Below are 18,865 nucleotides of genomic sequence, written 5' to 3' on the forward strand. Positions count from 1 at the left end.
GATGAGCAGCCTGTCCGTCTATCACGTCTCCAGCCCTGAAATTCCCAACAAGGTGCTGACCCATCTCGAAGACATCCAGTCGACCCTGGCCGAGCAAGGCGTGCGTTTCGACCGCTGGCAAGCCGCCGCGAAGCTCCAGCCCGGTGCCAGCCAGGAGGAAGTGATTGGCGCCTATCAAGCGCAAATCGACCAACTGATGACCGAGCGTGGCTACATCACCGTCGACGTGATCAGCCTCAACAGCGATCACCCGCAAAAAGCCGAGCTGCGCGCCAAGTTCCTCAACGAACACCGCCATGGCGAAGACGAAGTGCGATTTTTCGTCGCCGGGCGTGGCTTGTTTACCTTGCACATCGACGATTACGTCTACGCCGTACTGTGCGAGAAAAACGACCTGATCTCGGTGCCGGCCGGTACCAGACACTGGTTCGACATGGGCGAGCACCCGCATTTCATTGCGATCCGCCTGTTCAATAACCCGGATGGCTGGGTGGCCAATTTCACCGGCGAAGACATCGCCGACCAATTCCCGCGTCTGGAGGACTGAGTCGATGCCGATCAAAGCGATTCTCACCGACATCGAAGGCACCACCAGCGCGGTGAGTTTTGTGTTCGACGTGCTGTTCCCCTATGCCGCCAAACATCTGCCGGCGTTTGTCCGCCAGCACGCCGGGCGTGCGGACGTGGCCGAACAACTGGCTGTCGTGCGCCGTGACAGCAACGAACCGCAGGCCGACGTCGAACGGGTCATCGAGATCCTGCTCGGCTGGATCGCCGAAGACCGCAAGGCCACGCCGTTGAAAGCGTTGCAGGGAATGGTTTGGGAGCAGGGCTATCAGGCCGGGCAGTTGAAGGGACATGTGTACCCGGACGCCGTTGAAGCGCTCAAGGGCTGGCACCAGGAGGGCTATCAACTGTTCGTTTATTCCTCGGGCTCGATTCAGGCGCAGAAGCTGATCTTCGGTTGCTCGGAGGCGGGGGATTTGACGCCGCTGTTCAGCGGTTACTTCGACACGACGTCGGGACCCAAGCGCGAGGCGCAGTCCTACGCCAACATCACCCAGGCGATCAACGTCGAGGCGGGGCAGATTCTGTTTTTGTCGGACATTGTCGAGGAACTGGATGCGGCGCGTGCAGCGGGGATGGCCACGTGCGGCCTGGCTCGCGAAGGCGGGGAACTGGCAGGGCATGTCACCGTGGACAGCTTCGCGCGGATACATCCCGCTAATTTCTAAACGCCACATCACCTGTGGGAGCCGGCTCGCTCCCACAGTGTTTTTCCCACAACTGTTTACAGCGAGTGATAGGTCGGCAACGCAAACCGTTGCTGGCTTTGCAGCAAGGAAATCTGCGGCAGTTCACTGGCTTGTTCGGCGAGGTCGCGGCGAATCGCACTGATGACCCACGTCAGTTGGTCGCCGTTGTGCAATTGCTGGTAGGAAATGGAACGCTTGAACACTCGGCCTTCGCTGCCGCTCAGGGTCAGCAGGATTCCGCCGTCAGGGCGGGCCTGGGTGATGACCTTGTAGTTGGAGAACAGGGACGCAAATTTTTCCTGGATCAGGCTCATGTCGTTCGGCTCCGTGATGACTTGAATAGCAAGCATGGGGAGACCGTTGCAGCCTTTGTGCCAGTGTTTTTATTCGAGTAATTTTAAATAAAATCAACAAGTTACGATTTTTAGCGATTTTTGCTTTCGTGCAATCTGCATGAATGGCCATCGTGCATCCTGCATTTTGCAGGTACGTCGGCGACTCGATGGAACCAAAGTACGTGCACGGGATCGTCTAGATCGCAGATCAAGATCGCAGATACAAAACATTTCAAAAACCGCGTGTACAGCTCAAGAACCCTTGACGTATTTTCGGGCTCAGTCATCGCCGCCCGACAATAAAAAGAGCGAACGGGAGCATCATGAGCCGCACGTCGAACGACACGATTACCTGGGGCATGATGCTCCGCAAGCTGCCTGCCATCGCCAAAGCCATCCCCCGGGTGGTGAAGGGCATGAAGGTCGCCAACGTCAAGGACCCGACCCAAGCGTGTGGTTTGGGCTGGAGTTTCGAGCAAGCCACGCTGCGTAACCCGGATGGCCCGGCGCTGTTGCAGGACGACGTAACGCTCAGCTACAGCGAGGTCAACCAATGGGCCAACCGCATTGCCCATCACCTGATCGGTCAAGGCATCGGCAAGGGTGATGTGGTGGCGGTTTTCATCGAGAACCGCCCGGAACTGCTGGTGACGATTTTGGCGGTGGCCAAGGTCGGCGCGATCAGTGCGCTGCTCAATACCTCACAGACCCGCGACACCCTGGTGCACAGCGTGAATCTGGTGACGCCGGTGGCGATCATTGTCGGTGAGGAGTTGGTGCCGGCGTACCTGGCGGTGCGTGATCGGGTGTCGATCAAGGCTGACCGGACCTGGTTCGTCGCCGATCAGGACACCTCGCGCCAACCGGGCATCGCACCTGAAGGTTTCATCAACCTGATGACCGTCAGCCTCGACGACAGCAACGACAACCCGGCGAGCAGCCAGCGGATTTTCTTCGACGATCCCTGCTTTTACATCTACACCTCGGGCACCACCGGGCTGCCCAAGGCCGGCGTGTTCAAGCACGGCCGCTGGATGCGCAGCTCGGCGAGTTTCGGCATGATCGCCCTGGACATGCACCCCGACGACGTCGTCTATTGCACCTTGCCGCTGTACCACGCCACGGGCCTTTGCGTGTGCTGGGGTTCGGCCGTCAGCGGGGCCAGCGGGTTCGCCATCCGCCGCAAGTTCAGCGCCAGTCGCTTCTGGCACGACGTGCGCAAGTACCGGGCAACCACCATCGGTTATGTCGGAGAACTGTGCCGCTATCTGGTAGATCAAGCGCCGAGCGTCGACGACAGCCGACACGCTGTGACGAAGATGATCGGCAACGGCCTGCGTCCCGGCGCCTGGAACGAGTTCAAGACCCGCTTCGCGGTCAATCACATCTGTGAGCTGTACGCCGCCAGCGACGGCAATATCGGTTTCACCAACATCCTGAATTTCGACAACACCATCGGTTTTTCCCTGATGTCCTGGGAGCTGGTGGCGTACGACCACGACAGCGGCGCGCCGATTCGTCAGACCAATGGCCTGATGCGCAAGGTCGCCAAGGGCGAACAGGGGCTGTTACTGGCAAAGATCGACGACAAGGCGCCGCTGGACGGCTACACCGATCCGCAGAAAACCGCCAGGGTCGTGCTGCACGATGTGTTCGCCAAAGGTGACCGCTACTTCAACACCGGCGACCTGTTGCGCAACATCGGTTTTGGTCATGCGCAGTTTGTCGACCGCCTGGGCGACACCTACCGCTGGAAGGGCGAAAACGTCTCGACCACCGAGGTCGAGAACATCCTCCTGCAGCACCCGCTTATTTCCGAAGCCGTGGCCTATGGCGTGGAAATCCGCAACACCAATGGCCGCGCCGGAATGGCGGCGATCACCCCGTCCGAATCCCTGGCCACCCTGGACTTCAGCGAGCTGCTGGCCTTTGCCCGCCAGCAAATGCCGGCCTATGCGGTACCGTTGTTCCTGCGGGTGAAGGTGAAAATGGAAACCACCGGCACCTTCAAGTATCAGAAGACCCGGCTCAAGGATGAAGCCTTCGACCCGGGCCGAACCGGTGACGACCCGATCTTTGCCTGGCTGCCGGGCACCCAGACTTACGTGCAGGTTACGCAACAGTTGCTGTCTGATATTCACGGCGGCAAGTACCGCTATTGAATCCGGCTATGACGGCCCATGAGAAAAAACAAGTGACAGTGCCGGGGTCGCTCGTGAAACTGTCGGCTTTTACGAATGACAGAAAAGGGAGTGCCCAATGTCAGACAAAAGCCGCCAGATGACCCCCGAAGAAGCCGCCGAATTTGCCGAACAGGTATTCAACAAGGCACGGGAGGGCGATGCGGCGATGATGGCCGCGCTGCTGACCAAGGGTTTGCCGCCGAACCTGCGTAACCACAAGGGCGACACCTTGCTGATGCTGGCCGCGTACCACGGTCATGTGGACACGGTTAAAGTCCTGCTCGAACACAAAGCTGACCCGGAGATCCGCAACGACAACGGCCAGAGCCCGATTGCCGGCGCCGCCTTCAAGGGCGACCTGGCGGTGATCAAGGCCCTGGTCGAGGGCGGCGCGCAGGTTGAAGGCTCGTCCTTCGATGGCCGCACGGCGTTGATGATGGCGGCGATGTTCAACCGCGTCGAAGTGGTCGACTACCTGATCAGCAAGGGCGCCGACCCGAAAGCCAAGGACGCCAATGGCATCACCGCGCTGGAAGCGGCCAAGACCATGGGCGCTGCCGATACCGTTGCGCAGTTGGAAAAATTGCTGGGCTGACGTTGAATCCTGTGGCGAGGGGGCAAGTCCCTTGTCACAGGTCCGCATTTCACCCCGTAATGCGTTATTCTTCGCGCCTTCAAAATTCCCCTCGCTACAGGACCCGTCCCATGAAAGCCGCACTCGTCGAACTCATCAGCAAAATCAGCTCCGGGTGCATGGGCGAAGACGAAATCCTCAAGGTTGCGGACGAAGCGGCCCAGGCCTACGCCGATCCACAGGCTTTTCTGGCCGCCAATCCGGACATCAACTACGACGACACTTTCCCGATCCCGCTGGGCGAGTGGGTGGTGGTCGGCAGCCTGCCGGAAACGGTGCTGTTCCAGGCGGACACCTACATGGACCTGTTCGCCCAGATCGTTGCCTCGTTCGGCCCGGGCGTGGACTTCAATCTCAAGCCCAAGCAACTGGCCAAGACCGAAGCGCTGACGGCGCTCAACCGCATCCAGGTGCAGATGAGCAGCCTGAACAAGGAAAATGGTGGCTACACGCTGATGAACTTCAGCCAGTTGCTCGATGACGAGCTGCAGGTGGTGCTGGTCTACGGCAATGACCTGCCCCGCGTGCTGGAATTGTGCGCGCAAGCCGGCATCAAGGCCGAGCCATCCCTGGAAGCCCTGAAAGTGGCGATCCACGTCTGACTGCCAGACACTGTCAATAAAGAGGGAGCCCTCGCGACGACCGTCTATCCTGAGAGGGCAAATCACTCATCAGGAGCGTCACCATGGGTTCCACGTTCAATAGTCTGGTTGCCTTGATCATCTTCGCCCTGGACATCTGGGCCATCATCAACGTATTCAAAAGTAGCGCCGGGACCGGGATGAAAGTCGTCTGGGTACTGCTGATCGCGCTGTTGCCGGTGCTGGGGCTGATCATCTGGGCCATCGCCGGGCCGCGGGGCAACGTCAAAATCTGAACAGGCGACACTGAACCCTGTGGGAGCGAGCCTGCTCGCGAAGAACGATGACGCGCAGCCACTGAAGCACCGCATCGCCTGCTTCGCGAGCAGGCTCGCTCCCACAATGTTCTGCGGGTACTTCGATGACGAAGGTTCGACCTGTCATGTTCCGCGACGTAGAATGCGCGCCTTTCCCGGTCAATCGAGACAATCGAATGGCCATCATGGGCGGGTAACCGTCCGTTGCCACCCGCATTCATCGGAGCACTTCCCATGAGCAACACCCCTGCCAACGACTACCTGGAAACCCTCTACGAAGGCTATGGCCAGCGTTTTCGCATGGAAAAACTGCTGCACGAAGTGCGCACCGAGCACCAGCACCTGGTGATCTTCGAAAACCCGCGCATGGGCCGTGTCATGGCGCTGGACGGCGTGATCCAGACCACCGAAGCCGACGAATTCATCTATCACGAAATGCTCACCCACGTGCCGATCCTCGCCCATGGCAGCGCCAGGCGCGTACTGATCATCGGCGGCGGCGACGGCGGCATGCTGCGTGAAGTGGCCAAGCACCGCGGTGTCGAGCACATCACCATGGTCGAGATCGACGGCACCGTGGTCGACATGTGCAAGGAATTCTTGCCGAACCATTCCAAGGGTGCGTTCGATGATCCACGCCTGAACCTGGTGATCGACGACGGCATGCGTTTCGTCGCCACCACCACTGAAAAATTCGACGTGATCATTTCCGACTCCACCGACCCGATCGGGCCGGGCGAAGTGCTGTTCTCGGAAAACTTCTACCAGGCCTGCCACCGCTGCCTGAACGAAGGCGGCATCCTGGTGACCCAGAACGGCACGCCGTTCATGCAGATCGAAGAAGTGAAGACGACCGCCGGTCGCCTGCGCAGCCTGTTCCCGGACTGGCACTTCTACCAGGCCGCCGTGCCGACCTACATCGGTGGCTCGATGACCTTCGCCTGGGGCGCGACCAATACCGCTTATCGCAAGTTGTCCCGCGAAACCCTGCAACAGCGCTTCACGGGCAGCGGCATCATCACCCGCTACTACAATCCAGAAATCCACATCGGCGCGTTCGCCTTGCCGCAGTACGTCTTGCAGGCAGTGAACAAACCAAGCAACGACTGATGGATTGAAACGCAGACCTGTAGGAGCGAGCCTGCTCGCGAGGGACGTGAACGATGACGCGGGTTGTCTGATTTAACGCGGCGTTCTCAAGTTTTTCGCGAGCAGGCTCGCTCCTACAGAGATCTGCGATGGGGGCAGATCCACCGGAACAATTAGCCAGCTAACAAGGTCGAGATAGGTGTAAGCCCGTCCATGGGTTTTATCGAGGAGGCACCAATGCAAAAGTGGAGAGTCACCTTCGTAGATGATCACGGCGAACAAGTTGACGAAGTCTTCGAGAGCGCGGAATGCCCGAACAACGAGCAGGCCGCCAAACTCATCCTCGCGCGTCGCCTGCCGGTTGCCGCCGAACTCGACCTCAATGATCTGGATGGCCGCACCGACAATCCGACGGTCAAAAGCCTGAAATCCCAGAACAGCATACAAATCCTCAGTATTACCCCGATCTGATACACCTCCTGTCACATTCACGGCCAGGCCTTGGCAGAGGCTCTATCTTGGGGCTACTCTGCAAGCGAGATCAGCGAATGGATCGCTAAGGTCTGGTCTTGTCAGCTCCATGCTTGTTTCCCGCCGGCACATCGGTTGCCGTCGCTCGCGCTGTTCGGTTGCGGGTGAGGGAGTACGGAAAGTCTATCCATCGTTTTGAGGAGGACGTTTCATGAGCACAGCCTATCAAGAAGACATCAGCAGCAGCGTGCTGCGCCGCATGAAAGAAGGCGGTTTTGACTTTTCCCGGTTTCATCCCATCGAGTTCTACGCCATTTTCCCGGACGAGGAGCGGGCACGCAGGGCGGCAGGACATTTCCATCGTGGTGAATCCCTGGATGCGCAAGTCAGTGTGCGTGACGACGGCGCCTGGGCGCTGGAGTTGTGCAAGGTCATGTATGCCACCTACGACGACATCGGCGACTTCGAACAGGGTTTCGAAGCGGTAGTCGAGCCATTGGGCGGCATCATCGAAGGCTGGGGTGTGAAACAGGAGGTACGAGGGCGACTCGCATAACCTTATGAACAGTGACAAACAGCGTTGACGGCTGACCCTCGGGTCGGCCGTTTTCATTTTCGCCGCCAATTAATTCAACACGACCTTGTAGGCGCTGGCTTGCCAGCGATGGCGTCCTCGAAGAACAACACATGACTTAACGGCCCTTCGCCAGCAAGCCGGCTCCTACGGGCTATGCTGGTGACAGGCGATAACCACGCCTTGCAATGAAGCGGGGGCGATCAGGTTGGGGCATTTACCGCACAGGATTGGTGCGGTGCTTGCGCATTCATTATCCAACCGATTGATATCAAAGCGTTTATGCCGCTGGCACGGGCCTTGCGAAGGTCTGGACGTCCGAGTGACAAGGAGTACGGCATGATCCGCACCTATTTTGATGAGATGTACGATGCCGGCGGCCAGGTCCGCCCGCATTATCGGGAGTTTGCCCGTTGGCTGGCCGAGACGCCTGACGAGCTTCTGGCGCAACGGCGACGCGAGGCCGATCTGTTGTTTCATCGCGCCGGTATCACCTTCACGCTTTATGGTGACGAGCAGGGCACAGAGCGCCTGATTCCCTTCGACACCATTCCGCGCAGCATTCCTGCCAGTGAGTGGCGGGTCGTCGAGCGCGGCTGCATCCAGCGGGTCAAGGCGTTGAACATGTTCCTCGCCGACCTCTATCACGAGCAGCGCATCATCAAGGCCGGCATCATTCCGGCCGAACAGGTGCTGGCCAACGAGCAGTACCAGTTGGCGATGCAGGGCCTGGATTTGCACCGCGATATCTATTCGCACATCTCCGGCGTCGACCTGGTGCGTGATGGCGACGGCACCTACTACGTGCTCGAAGACAATCTGCGCACGCCCAGCGGCGTCAGCTACATGCTCGAAGACCGCAAGATGATGATGCGCCTGTTCCCCGAGCTGTTCGCGGCGCAACGCATCGCGCCCATCGATCACTACCCGAACCTGCTGCTCGACACCCTGAAAAGCTCAAGCCCCATCGACAACCCCAGCGTGGTGGTGCTGACACCGGGTCGCTTCAACAGCGCGTTCTTCGAACATGCGTTCCTGGCGCGGGAAATGGGTGTGGAACTGGTGGAAGGCGCGGACCTGTTCGTGCGTGACGACAAGGTCTACATGCGCACCACGGACGGGCCGAAAGCGGTCGATGTGATTTATCGTCGTCTCGACGACGCTTTCCTCGATCCGCTGGCCTTCAACCCGGATTCGATGCTCGGCGTGCCGGGGCTGCTGTCGTCCTATCGTTCCGGCAACGTGGTGCTGGCCAATGCCATCGGTACCGGGGTGGCGGACGACAAGTCGGTGTATCCGTTCGTGACCGACATGATCCGTTTCTACCTCGATGAAGAGCCGATCCTGAAGAACGTACCGACCTGGCAGTGCCGCAATCCGTCTGAACTTTCCCATGTACTGGCCAATCTTCCAGAACTGGTGGTCAAGGAAACCCAGGGCTCCGGCGGTTACGGAATGCTGGTGGGGCCGGCGGCCACGGCGGCGGAAATCGAAGCCTTCCGCGCGCGGATCATCGCCAAGCCCCATGCGTACATCGCACAACCGACGCTGTCGCTGTCGACCTGTCCGACCTTTGTCGAAAACGGCATCGCGCCACGCCATATCGACCTGCGGCCGTTTGTCCTGTCGGGGCGTGAAACCCGGGTCGTGCCCGGCGGCCTGACCCGTGTCGCCCTGCGCGAAGGCTCCCTGGTGGTCAATTCCTCCCAGGGTGGCGGAACCAAGGACACCTGGGTGGTCGAGGATTAAAGGAAGCCTGCCATGTTAAGTAGAACTGCCTCGGATTTGTATTGGATGTCGCGTTACCTGGAGCGGGCGGAAAACCTCGCACGGATGCTCGACATCAGCTATTCGCTGTCGCTGATGCCGCAAGACGGGCGTGGCGACGGTTTGCACGAGCTGGCCATGCCGCTGTTGATCACCGGCACCCTCGACGATTACCTGGAGCGCCACGGCGAATTGCATGCCGAACGGCTACTGCATTTCTTCGCCCTGGATGCGGCCAACCCGGCGAGCATCTACAGCTGCCTCGGTGCCGCGCGGGCCAGCGCCCATGCGGTGCGTGGGCGCATCACCGCCGACATGTGGGAAAACATCAACGCCACCTGGCTGGAGATTCGCGGCATTGCCGAACAGGGCCTCAGTCGCTACGGCATGAGCCGTTTCTGCGAGTGGATCAAGGAACGTTCCCACCTGTTCCGGGGCGCGTCCTACGGCACCATCATGCGTAACGATGCGTTTCGTTTCATTCGCCTGGGGACTTTTATCGAACGGGCGGACAACACCTTGCGCCTGCTCGACGCCCGCTACGAAATGGCTGGCGACCAGGCCGAAGCGGTCAGCGATGGCACCGCTCACGCCTATTACCAATGGAGCGCATTGCTGCGGGCGTTGTCGTCGTTCGAGGCCTACACGGAAATCTATCGCGACGCTCCCGGCGCCCGGCATGTCGCCGAGTTGCTGTTGCTGCGCGCCGACGTGCCGCGCTCCCTGCGCGCCTGCACCGAAGAAATCGACCAGATCCTCGCGCAATTGCCGGGGGCCAACGGTCGTCCCGCCCAAAGACTGGCGGCAGAAATCGACGCACGCCTGCGCTACACCGGCATCAGCGAAATCCTCGACGAAGGCCTGCACGCCTGGCTGACCGAGTTCATCCCACTGGTGCGCCAGTTGGGTAACGCGATTCACAGTTCTTATCTGGAGGCCGCATGAGACTTTCCATCAGCCACGAGACCACCTATCACTACGAAGACAAGGTGCGGGCGAGCATCCAGTATCTGCGACTGACGCCCCATGACAGCGAGCGCCAGCACGTGCTCAGCTGGCAGCTCGACCTGCCGCGCCCGGTGCGGGCGCAACTCGATCCGTTCGGCAACATCCTGCATGTGCTGACCATGGATGAGCCGCACGAAGCGATCATCATCGGTGCCCGCGGCCAGGTCGACATCGACGAGTTGCGCGAGGCCGAGCACGAGAGCCAGTCGGCGCTGCCGTTTCTGCGCTTCACTCGATTGACCGAAGCCGACGCGGCCTTGCGTGCGTTCGCCGAGCAGGCGTGCAAGCAACGCCGCGACCGCACGGCATTGATCGATCTGATGCATGGGCTCAACCAGTACATGACCTACACGCCGGGCTCCACGGAAGTGGACACCAGCGCGGCCCAGGCCTTCGCCGGGCGCTCCGGCGTGTGTCAGGACCACACCCATGCATTTCTTGCCTGCACCCGCAGCCTGGGCATTCCTGCGCGGTATGTGTCGGGTTATCTGTACAGCGAGAACAGCGAACACCTGGCCAGCCATGCCTGGGCCGAAGCCTGGCTGGATGACGCCTGGTACAGCTTCGACGTGACCAATGAACTGGCCCGGCCGGAACGTCACCTGAAACTGGCGGTGGGCCTGGATTACCTGGATGCCTGCCCGGTGCGCGGCATGCGCCGGGGCGGCGGGTGTGAGCAGATGCACGCCAAGGTGCTGGTTTCACCGACGCCGGCGCCGGTGATTTCGGTGCAACAGCAGTAAGCAGGGACACCACTGAACCCTGTGGGAGCGGGCTTGCCCGCGAAGGCGTCTTTTCAGTCAGTATTTTTGTGACTGACACACCGCTTTCGCGGGCAAGCCCGCTCCCACAGGGAATGGTGTCAGTGCCTAACCTTGCGCCCAACCATATGCTGCAAATACCCCACCAGCATCCCCAGATCCCCATCCGGCAACACCTCGGCTGAAAACCCGGGCATCTTCGCCTGCGGCCACTGGCGCAAACTCTGTGGATCGCGAATGTAGCGCTTGAGGAAATCCGCACCGAAATACTCGGTCGGGTTGTACGGAATATTCAGGTCCGGCCCGAACTGCGCGTCCCCGGCGCCATTGAGTCGATGGCACGCCAGGCAGTTCTTCTGGAACAAGGCAAACCCCTTGTTCACCGGATCATCCGCCTTCAGGGCCGGATCGGGCAGCAGGGCGGGAAAGCGCTCGGCCACCGGCGCCAGGCGCTTGATGCTCGCCACCTGGAACGGCCATTGTTCGGGGCTGATGTTGCCGGCCTGCGGATCGGTCCAGACCAGATAGAACGGCCCGGCCCCCGGCTTGTCGGCGGACAGCGGTGGCCAGGGTTTGGCCGGGTCTTCAATCGCCAGCCATGCCCGTGCGCCCCGGGTATTGAGCAGCGGTGCAGCGCTCATTTCGGCGGCAAAACCATCCAGGGCCACGGCTTGCAGGTGGTCGTCAGGCTTGATACCGGTCAGCAGTGCGGACAGGGGCACGGCGCGGTAGCTCATGTCCCGTTTGTAGGAAACGTCGTTGCTGATGCTGATGGTTTGCACCTGAGGGTGCTTGAGCAATTCCTCGGTCTGCCAGGTGCGACTGTTCGCGCCCAGCTCCAGGTTCAGCTGTGCGGCATAGAGGGGCGAGCCGAATAGCAGGGCCCCGAGCAGAATGAGCATTTTCAAGTGATCGCCGTCCATGTCGTGGAAGTGCCATCAAGGTTGGCACAGCCACGCTGGCCCGGGTAGCGGGCCAGTCACATTTTGAGAGTGGCAATTCAAAAACTGTGACGCCGTATCTTTTAGACGCGACTAGCCGATGACCTTGGTCAGGTTCGGCAATATCAATAACAGCGTGGTGGCGAAAAGGATGAGCCCGGCTTGACGTACTTTCGATTGTTTGAACATGGCTTGACCGCCTTTTTTGTTATTTCCTGATGCCTGCCTGCATAGCTCCATGTCGGCAGCGCGTTGCACTTCCTGTAGTGACGAGCGCCTCGGCAAAACCCGACGACAACTTCGTACAAGTTCACCTTAGAGCCCGCGCTGCGCTTGGTTTAGATCCATTTCGTATGGTGTCCTTGCGATTTGCTTTAAAAAAGGCATGAGGCCTATTGCCAGCTTCTTTGCCGCCCTTTGGCTAGACAGCTTGGTGTGCTGAATCGGTCAAACCGGTAGCTGACTACCGTCCGTCTGAGCGTGTGCGTCAACGTCTGTGAGCGCTGCGGTCATTGAATCAAACGCGGCTCGGGCCAAGAGTGGGCACTGTGTTTTTACTCTCCTGCACTGCGGTTCGAGGACGTCATGACCCAAGCATTGATTTTCGACGCGTTACGCACGCCCCGTGGCAAAGGCAAGGCCGATGGCGCCTTGCACAGCGTCAAGCCGGTGAACCTGGTGGCCGGTCTGCTCACGGCGCTTCAACAGCGCACGGCCCTGGACACCAGCCAGGTCGATGACGTGGTGCTCGGTTGCGTGACGCCGATCGGTGATCAAGGCTCGGACATCGCCAAGACCGCCGCGCAGGTGGCCGATTGGGATGTCAGTGTGGCGGGGGTACAGATCAACCGTTTCTGTGCCTCGGGGCTGGAAGCGGTCAACCTCGGCGCGATGAAAGTACGCTCCGGTTACGAGGACCTGGTGGTGGTCGGCGGTGTCGAGTCGATGTCCCGGGTGCCGATGGGCAGCGATGGCGGAGCCTGGGCGCTGGACCCGCAAACCAACCTGCACAGCCATTTCACTCCGCAAGGCGTGGGCGCCGACCTGATCGCCACCCTTGAAGGCTTCAGCCGCCAGGACGTCGATGCCTACGCGCTGCATTCCCAGCAAAAGGCTGCGCGGGCACGGGCCGATGGCTCGTTCAACAAGTCGCTGGTGCCGGTGCAGGACCAGAACGGCATCATCCTGCTCGATCACGATGAATTCATCCGCGCCGAATCGACCCTGGAAGGCCTGGGCAAGCTCAAGCCGAGTTTCGAGATGATGGGGCAGATGGGCTTCGATGCCACCGCGCTGCGGGTCTACAGCCATGTCGAGCGGATCAATCATGTGCACACCCCCGGCAACAGCTCCGGGATCGTCGATGGCGCGGCGCTGATGCTCATCGGTTCCGAAGCCAAGGGCCGGGCGCTGGGCCTGCAGCCGCGGGCGCGGATTGTCGCCACGGCGGTCACCAGCACCGATCCGACCATCATGCTCACAGGCCCCGCGCCGGCGACCCGCAAGGCGTTGGCCAAGGCCGGGCTGCGGGTCGAAGACATCGATCTGTTCGAGGTCAACGAGGCATTCGCATCCGTGGTGTTGAAATTCATCAAGGACATGGCCGTCGACCCGGACAAGGTCAATGTCAACGGTGGTTCCATCGCCATGGGGCACCCGCTGGGCGCCACGGGCTGCGCCATTCTCGGCACGCTGCTCGATGAGCTGGAAGCCCGGCGCCTGCGTTATGGCCTCGCGACCCTGTGTGTCGGCGGCGGCATGGGCATTGCCACCATCATCGAACGCCTCTGAGCGCGGATTTCAAGGAACCTAGATATGAGCGAAGCCATTCGTTACGAAAAAGGCCAGGACCAGATCGTTGTCCTGACCATCGACATGCCGGGCCAGAGCGCCAACACCATGAACGCGGTGTACCGCGAGGCCATGGCTGACTGCGTTGCGCGCCTGGTGGCCGAGAAGGACAGCATCGCCGGCGTGATCATCACCTCGGCCAAGAAGACGTTCTTCGCTGGCGGCGACCTCAATGAATTGATCAAGGTCGGCAAACCCGAAGCCAAAGCCTTCTACGACATGGTGCTGACCCTCAAGGCACAGTTGCGCACCCTGGAAACCCTTGGCAAGCCGGTGGTCGCGGCGATCAACGGCGCAGCACTGGGCGGCGGCTGGGAAATCTGCCTGGCCTGCCATTATCGCGTGGCGCTGGATAATCCATCGGTGCAGCTCGGCCTGCCGGAAGTCACCCTCGGCCTGCTGCCAGGCGGTGGTGGCGTGGTGCGCATGGTGCGCATGCTCGGGATCGAAAAAGCCCTGCCGTACCTGCTCGAAGGCAAGAAAGTCCGCCCGCTGCAGGCATTGCAGGCCGGATTGATCGACGCGTTGGCGAGCGATCGCGAAGACCTTCTGGCCAAGGCACGGGAGTGGATCCTGGCCAACCCGGTGGCGGTGCAGCGCTGGGACGTGAAGGGTTACCAGATTCCGGGCGGTACGCCGTCAAGTCCGAAAGTCGCGCAGATGCTGGCGATTGCACCCTCTATCCTGCGCAGCAAAACCCAGTGCACGATGCCCGCGCCGGAGAAGATCCTCTGCGCGGCGGTCGAGGGCGCCCAAGTGGATTTCGACACGGCGCACCTGATCGAAACCCGCTACTTCACCGAACTGACCACGGGTCAGGTCGCGAAGAACCTGATCGGCACGTTCTGGTTCCAGCTCAACGAAATCAACGCTGGCGGCTCGCGGCCTCAAGGCTTTGCGCCGTATGTCACGCGCAAGGTCGGGGTGCTCGGCGCCGGGATGATGGGTGCCGGCATTGCGTTTGTCAGCGCGTCGGCCGGCATCGATGTGGTGCTCAAGGACATCAACCTCGCCGCCGCCGAGAAGGGCAAGGCACATTCGGCGGCGCTGCTGGACAAGAAAGTCGCTCGCGGACAAATGAGCATCGAGCAACGCGATAGCGTGCTGGCGCGCATTCAACCCACTGAAAGCGATGCCGATCTCGCCGGTTGCGACCTGATCATCGAGGCCGTGTTCGAGGATCGTGAGTTGAAGGCCAGGGTCTCGTTGGCTGCACAGAAAGTTGTCGGCCCGGACGCGGTGATCGCCTCCAACACCTCGACCTTGCCGATCAGCGGCCTGGCGTGCGCGGTGCCCGACCAGAGCAAGTTCATCGGCCTGCATTTTTTCAGCCCCGTGGAAAAAATGCCGCTGGTGGAAATCATCAAGGGCGCCAATACCAGCGACGAAACCCTGGCCCGCGGCTTCGATTACGTCCTGCAAATCAAGAAAACCCCGATCGTCGTCAATGACAGCCGCGGCTTCTTCACCTCGCGGGTGTTCGGTACCTTCACCAACGAAGGCATTGCCATGCTGGGCGAGGGCGTCAGCGCGGCGATGATCGAGACCGAAGCGCGCAAGGCCGGCATGCCTGTAGGACCGCTGGCGATCTCTGACGAAGTTTCCCTCAGCCTGATGAACCATATCCGCCAGCAAACGGCCAAAGACCTGCAAGCAGAAGGCAAACCGCTGACGGAGCACCCTGCGTTCGCGGTGATCGACCTGCTGCTCAATGAGTTCAAGCGCCCGGGCAAGGCTGCCGGTGGCGGTTTCTACGAGTATCCGGCGGGCGCCCAGAAACATCTGTGGCCTGAGCTGAAGGCACGTTTCGAGAAAGCCGACGGGCAGATTTCGCCCAAGGATGTACGTGATCGCCTGCTGTTCGTGCAGGCCATCGAAACCGTGCGCTGTGTGGAGGAGGGCGTGTTGACCTCGACGGCGGACGCCAACATCGGCTCGATCTTCGGCATCGGTTTCGCCGCCTGGACCGGCGGTGCGCTGCAGTTCATCAACCAGTACGGCGTGGAGGACTTTGTCGCCCGCGCCCAGTACCTGGCCAGGCAGTATGGCGAGCGGTTCGCGCCACCGGCCTTGCTGCTGGAGAAGGCCGCGAAAGGGGAGGCCTTCTAAGGGCGTGATGATGCATTTCCGGGCTTGCCTTGTGACGGTGTTTCAGGGCAGGCTCTGGGGTGTGCATTATTCCCATCACGTGTCAGGTATTTTTTATGTCGTTACGCATCTGCATTCTGGAAACCGACCACCTGCGTCCGGAATTGGTTGACCAATATCAGGGCTACGGGCAGATGTTCAAACACCTGTTTTCGCAGCAGCCGATTGCCGCCGAGTTCACGGTCTACAACGTGGTGCAGGGTGAATACCCAAGCGACGACCTGACATTCGACGCCTACCTGGTAACGGGCAGCAAGGCCGATTCCTTCGGCACCGACCCGTGGATCGAAACCCTCAGGAAATACCTGCTGACCCGCTACGAGCGCGGCGACAAGCTGCTGGGCGTGTGCTTCGGCCATCAGTTGCTGGCATTGCTGCTCGGTGGCAAGAGCGAGCGTGCGACCCAGGGCTGGGGTGTCGGTACGCACAATTACAAAATGGCCGCCAAGGCGCCATGGATGAGTCCGGTACGTGAAGAGCTGACGTTGTTGATCAGCCACCAGGACCAGGTCACGTCGCTGCCGGAGAACGCTACGGTCATCGCTTCCAGCGATTTCTGCCCGTATGCCGCCTACCACATCAACGATCAGGTGCTGTGCTTCCAGGGGCATCCGGAATTCATCCACGACTACTCCCGTGCCCTGTTGGACATTCGCCAGGAGGCGCTGGGCCAGCAGATCTACTCAAAAGGTATTTCGAGCCTCGAACACGAGCACCACGGCGCGACGGTGGCCGAGTGGATGATGCGGTTTGTTGCGCACAAGCCTCAAACGGCTTGAAGCAAAAGCTTCGCTGGCAAGCCAGCTCCTACATTGATCCCTGCAACACAGAGGATCCACTGTGGGAGCGAGCCTGCTCGCGAAGGTCGTGAACGATAACGCGTAGAACCAGGCACACAGCGACGCCCTTGGGCGTTTACAACCACCCGGACTTCTTGAAACTCGCCCACAACCCCACGCATCCCACCGCAATGAACCCCAGCACCCCGAAATAGCCGTAGTGCCAGGTCAACTCCGGCATGTTCTGGAAGTTCATCCCGTAAATCCCCGCCACCGCCGTCGGGAAGGCCAGAATTGCCGCCCAGGCTGCAAACTTGCGTTGCACCACGCTCTGGCGCGAGGCCTCCAGCAGCACCCCGACCTCAATCGTCTGGCTGGCAATGTCCGCCAGGGTCGTCAGGTCTTCCATCTGCCGTGTTACATGGATCTGCACGTCGCGAAAGTACGGGCGCATGTTTTTGTCGATGAACGGGAAGCTCAGCTTTTGCAGCTCTTCACCGATTTCCACCATCGGCGCGGCAAACCGACGCAAACGCAACACATCGCGGCGCAGACTGTGAAGCTTTTGAATGTCACGCTCATTCAGCGCGCTGCACATCACGTTGCGTTCCAGCTCATCGATCTCGGCGTGGATCGCCTCGCCCATCGGCTGGTAGTTTTCAATGACGAAATCGAGGATGGCATAGAGTACGAAATCTTCCCCGTGCTCAAGCAACAGCGGACGCGCCTCACAGCGTTGTCGGACGTAGGCGTAGGACGCCGAGTGGCCGTTGCGCGCAGTAATGATGTAGCCATTGCCGGCAAAGATATGCGTCTCGATGAACTTGAGCTTGCCGTCTTCCCTGATGGGCGAATACGTCACGATGAACAGCGCATCGCCGAAGGTTTCCAGCTTCGGCCGGCTGTGCTTTTCCAGGGCGTCTTCAATGGCCAGTTCATGCAGGTTGAACTGGCGTTGCAGGTTGTAGAGTTCCTCGGCGTTCGGCTCTTCGAGGCCGATCCAGACAAAGTGGCCGGGCTTGGCCGCCCAGGCTGCGCCTTCGTCGAGGGTGATATTGGTGACTTTCTTACCGGCGCTATAAACCGCAGCAGCAACAACTCTACCCATGATGGTGGTTCACTTCTTCTTGGCAGATTTCAATTGGCAACAAATGTTACGGCAGTGTCGACCAGCTTAGCCTCGCAAGTGTTTGAGAGTCAGTTAAATCTGCCGAGTTCGCAGGTAAAGTCTCCAGGCAAAAGAAAACCCGCACCAGGCGGGTTTTTTGTTCAGGCGGCTTGCAGTTGCCGGTCCATCGACTCGATGCATTCACGCATCTGCTCGCGGCACCGGGCAATCAGCAGGGGCATGTCGTCCAGGCTCAATCCGGCGGTGGGAATCGCCGGCAACGAGCGAATCAGGATGTTCCCGCTGCGCCAGCGGTTCAATCGCATGTGTTTGACGTAACTGCTGACACACACCGGCACGATCGGCACTCCGGCGGCAATGGCCATCTGGAAGGCGCCTTTCTTGAAGGGCAGCAAGTCCTCACCCAGGTTGCGCGTACCTTCCGGGAAAACCCAGATCGAGGTGTCCTTGTTCTGCAGGGTGTGGGTGGTGGTCAGCATCGACTGGCGCGCCTTGTGCGCATTGCCGCGGTCGATCAGTACGTTGCCGGCCAGCCAGAACAGTTGCCCGAACAGCGGCACCCATTTCAGGCTCTTTTTGCCGATGCACACGGTACGGCGTGGCACCACGTTGCCAAACACAAACAGATCGTAGTTGGACTGATGATTGGCGATGATCACGCAGCTGTCAGGTTTATCCATCAACGGCCCGACGTCGGCCTTCACCCGCAAACGCAAGATACGCATGGCCGGCCATGCGTACAGGCGTGCGCACAGACGGCTGTTGTCCGGGTTGAAGGGCCGGCACAGGCCGAGAATCACACCCAGCACACCCGCCACGATAAAGTGCAAGCCCATCAATGACATACGCAACAAAAACAGCATTTACAGGCCCCACCGGGACAAAAGGTGGCGCAGTGTACGGATGTGCACTGTTTTCGGCAATTGCTCCCGGGGAAGCGGGAGATAGCCGATGTTTGAGCTGATGTTTCCGACTCATTGGTCAGATGCGATCTAGAGCGGTCACAGGCGTTCAACACTGGATCTGAATGAAAAAGCCCGA

At 60.2% G+C, this 18,865-nt stretch carries 19 protein-coding genes; 15 read left to right on the forward strand and 4 right to left on the reverse strand.

What is annotated here, in order from left to right; translation table 11 throughout:
- Position 1: 1 nt before the first annotated feature.
- Together AB4O16_RS25575 and mtnC are read left to right on the forward strand one after the other, a co-directional pair.
- On the forward strand, positions 2 to 547 hold the full coding sequence (locus AB4O16_RS25575) for a 1,2-dihydroxy-3-keto-5-methylthiopentene dioxygenase (RefSeq protein WP_160390109.1): 546 nt from the start codon (positions 2 to 4) through the stop codon (positions 545 to 547).
- A gap of 4 nt (positions 548 to 551) precedes the next feature.
- Positions 552 to 1,235 (forward strand): acireductone synthase, encoded by a 684-nt coding sequence (mtnC, locus tag AB4O16_RS25580; protein WP_460156132.1) that lies wholly within the window; start codon positions 552 to 554, stop codon positions 1,233 to 1,235.
- A 56-nt stretch (positions 1,236 to 1,291) separates the two neighbouring features.
- Here the strand turns inward: mtnC and AB4O16_RS25585 are convergent, their stop codons facing one another.
- On the reverse strand, positions 1,292 to 1,570 hold the full coding sequence (locus tag AB4O16_RS25585; protein ID WP_160390190.1) for a DUF3509 domain-containing protein: 279 nt from the start codon (positions 1,568 to 1,570) through the stop codon (positions 1,292 to 1,294).
- A 344-nt stretch (positions 1,571 to 1,914) separates the two neighbouring features.
- Between AB4O16_RS25585 and AB4O16_RS25590 the strand changes: the two genes are divergently transcribed.
- The 10 genes from AB4O16_RS25590 to AB4O16_RS25635 all read left to right on the forward strand — a co-directional run bounded on the left by AB4O16_RS25590 (position 1,915) and on the right by AB4O16_RS25635 (position 10,958).
- Entirely contained in the window at positions 1,915 to 3,753 is a 1,839-nt protein-coding gene (locus AB4O16_RS25590; protein WP_460156133.1) for a long-chain-acyl-CoA synthetase, read from the forward strand.
- Positions 3,754 to 3,850: 97 nt separating this feature from the next.
- Positions 3,851 to 4,369 (forward strand): ankyrin repeat domain-containing protein, encoded by a 519-nt coding sequence (locus tag AB4O16_RS25595; RefSeq protein WP_460156134.1) that lies wholly within the window; start codon positions 3,851 to 3,853, stop codon positions 4,367 to 4,369.
- A gap of 110 nt (positions 4,370 to 4,479) precedes the next feature.
- Entirely contained in the window at positions 4,480 to 5,010 is a 531-nt protein-coding gene (locus AB4O16_RS25600; protein WP_460156135.1) for a hypothetical protein, read from the forward strand.
- 83 nt (positions 5,011 to 5,093) lie between these two features.
- Entirely contained in the window at positions 5,094 to 5,285 is a 192-nt protein-coding gene (locus AB4O16_RS25605; RefSeq protein WP_150715690.1) for a PLDc N-terminal domain-containing protein, read from the forward strand.
- Positions 5,286 to 5,540: 255 nt separating this feature from the next.
- Entirely contained in the window at positions 5,541 to 6,416 is an 876-nt protein-coding gene (gene speE, locus AB4O16_RS25610) for a polyamine aminopropyltransferase (RefSeq protein WP_150715691.1), read from the forward strand.
- Between the two features lie 216 nt (positions 6,417 to 6,632).
- Positions 6,633 to 6,866: a hypothetical protein gene (locus AB4O16_RS25615; protein WP_460156136.1), complete on the forward strand. Its 234-nt coding sequence runs from the start codon at positions 6,633 to 6,635 to the stop codon at positions 6,864 to 6,866.
- Positions 6,867 to 7,077: 211 nt separating this feature from the next.
- The gene (locus AB4O16_RS25620) at positions 7,078 to 7,422 is read left to right on the forward strand and encodes a ribonuclease E inhibitor RraB (RefSeq protein ID WP_007971898.1); all 345 of its coding nucleotides are present in this window, start codon (positions 7,078 to 7,080) and stop codon (positions 7,420 to 7,422) included.
- Between the two features lie 357 nt (positions 7,423 to 7,779).
- Positions 7,780 to 9,189 (forward strand): circularly permuted type 2 ATP-grasp protein, encoded by a 1,410-nt coding sequence (locus AB4O16_RS25625; RefSeq protein ID WP_056853817.1) that lies wholly within the window; start codon positions 7,780 to 7,782, stop codon positions 9,187 to 9,189.
- 12 nt (positions 9,190 to 9,201) lie between these two features.
- The gene (locus AB4O16_RS25630) at positions 9,202 to 10,152 is read left to right on the forward strand and encodes an alpha-E domain-containing protein (protein WP_150715692.1); all 951 of its coding nucleotides are present in this window, start codon (positions 9,202 to 9,204) and stop codon (positions 10,150 to 10,152) included.
- Positions 10,149 to 10,958 carry a transglutaminase family protein gene (locus tag AB4O16_RS25635; RefSeq protein WP_160390103.1) on the forward strand — a complete coding sequence of 270 codons (810 nt, stop codon included), beginning with the start codon at positions 10,149 to 10,151 and terminating at the stop codon, positions 10,956 to 10,958. The genes AB4O16_RS25630 and AB4O16_RS25635 overlap by 4 nt, the downstream gene beginning before the upstream one ends.
- Before the next feature lie 119 nt (positions 10,959 to 11,077).
- Here the strand turns inward: AB4O16_RS25635 and AB4O16_RS25640 are convergent, their stop codons facing one another.
- Positions 11,078 to 11,899, reverse strand: coding sequence for a c-type cytochrome (locus AB4O16_RS25640; protein WP_460156137.1), 822 nt, complete (start codon positions 11,897 to 11,899; stop codon positions 11,078 to 11,080).
- Positions 11,900 to 12,502: 603 nt separating this feature from the next.
- On the opposite strand from AB4O16_RS25640, the gene AB4O16_RS25645 reads away from it, so the two are divergent.
- The 3 genes from AB4O16_RS25645 (at position 12,503) to AB4O16_RS25655 (ending at position 16,695) form a co-directional block, all read left to right on the forward strand.
- Positions 12,503 to 13,708: an acetyl-CoA C-acetyltransferase gene (locus AB4O16_RS25645; RefSeq protein ID WP_160388761.1), complete on the forward strand. Its 1,206-nt coding sequence runs from the start codon at positions 12,503 to 12,505 to the stop codon at positions 13,706 to 13,708.
- Between the two features lie 24 nt (positions 13,709 to 13,732).
- Positions 13,733 to 15,877, forward strand: a complete 2,145-nt coding sequence (locus AB4O16_RS25650) for a 3-hydroxyacyl-CoA dehydrogenase NAD-binding domain-containing protein (RefSeq protein WP_160388762.1) — start codon at positions 13,733 to 13,735, stop codon at positions 15,875 to 15,877.
- 95 nt (positions 15,878 to 15,972) lie between these two features.
- Complete coding sequence (locus tag AB4O16_RS25655; protein WP_460156138.1) at positions 15,973 to 16,695, forward strand: amidotransferase; 723 nt, start codon at positions 15,973 to 15,975, stop codon at positions 16,693 to 16,695.
- Between the two features lie 136 nt (positions 16,696 to 16,831).
- Here the strand turns inward: AB4O16_RS25655 and AB4O16_RS25660 are convergent, their stop codons facing one another.
- Both AB4O16_RS25660 and AB4O16_RS25665 read right to left on the reverse strand, forming a co-directional pair.
- A complete protein-coding gene (locus AB4O16_RS25660) occupies positions 16,832 to 17,803 on the reverse strand; it encodes a magnesium and cobalt transport protein CorA (RefSeq protein ID WP_160388764.1) in 972 nt (323 codons plus the stop codon).
- Positions 17,804 to 17,964: 161 nt separating this feature from the next.
- Complete coding sequence (locus AB4O16_RS25665; protein ID WP_160388765.1) at positions 17,965 to 18,687, reverse strand: lysophospholipid acyltransferase family protein; 723 nt, start codon at positions 18,685 to 18,687, stop codon at positions 17,965 to 17,967.
- Between the last annotated feature and the right edge of the window lie 178 nt (positions 18,688 to 18,865).

This window comes from Pseudomonas sp. S2_H10 (assembly GCF_054668285.1).